This is a genomic window from Bacillus sp. LR--39, from assembly GCF_053613335.1.
The window spans coordinates 1-704 of the sequence record NZ_JBSIOT010000892.1 but is presented as its reverse complement, the minus strand read 5'-3'; the positions used below and the strand labels follow the sequence as shown (position 1 = coordinate 704).

1 pseudogene is annotated in these 704 nt (G+C 45.5%); it reads right to left on the bottom strand.

Annotated features, from left to right (window positions below):
* A pseudogene (cshB, locus tag ACWHAR_RS27300) lies at positions 1 to 704 on the bottom strand (DEAD-box ATP-dependent RNA helicase CshB); the annotation flags it as partial.

Sequence of the window (704 nt, the reverse complement as noted above, 5' to 3'; positions counted from 1 at the left end):
TACTAATGCATCCTCATCAGTAAGCTCATAAATGGTCATCGCTTGTCCTGATGAGCCGGCACGAGCCGTTCTGCCCACACGGTGAACATAGAAATCGAGATCATCCGGCAGCTCATAGTTGATAACATGGCTGACACCTTTAATATCAATACCTCTTGCGGCAAGGTCAGTTGCAATGATATATGTGAATTCCAAATCATTGATCTGCTTCATGACTTTTTTCCGCTCACGTGGTGTTAATCCGCCGTGCAGCAAGCCGATTTTCATGCCTTTGCCAGTCAGATATTGGGCAATATGGTCAGCCGTATTTTTCGTGTTGGCAAACACAATCCCCAGGTATGGATTCAGATGCGACATGATGTCAAAAAGGAGCTTGTCCTTGTCACGATGTTTCGAAGGAATGAGGATATGCTCGATTTTCGCAGCAGTCACTTGTTTTGGCTCCACATGGGCGTATTTCGGATTTTCCATGTATTTCTTCAAGAATGGTTTCAGCTTTTCCGGTATGGTCGCTGAGAACACAAGCATTTGCAGATCCTCAGGCATGCGGGAACCGATGTAATCTACATCTGCAAGGAATCCCATGTCCAGCATTAAATCCGCTTCATCAATAACAAGAGATTCCGCTTTATGAACACTTAACGCCTGTTCTTTGATTAAGTCAGCGATCCGTCCGGGTGTACCGACAACAAGATGCGGCTGTA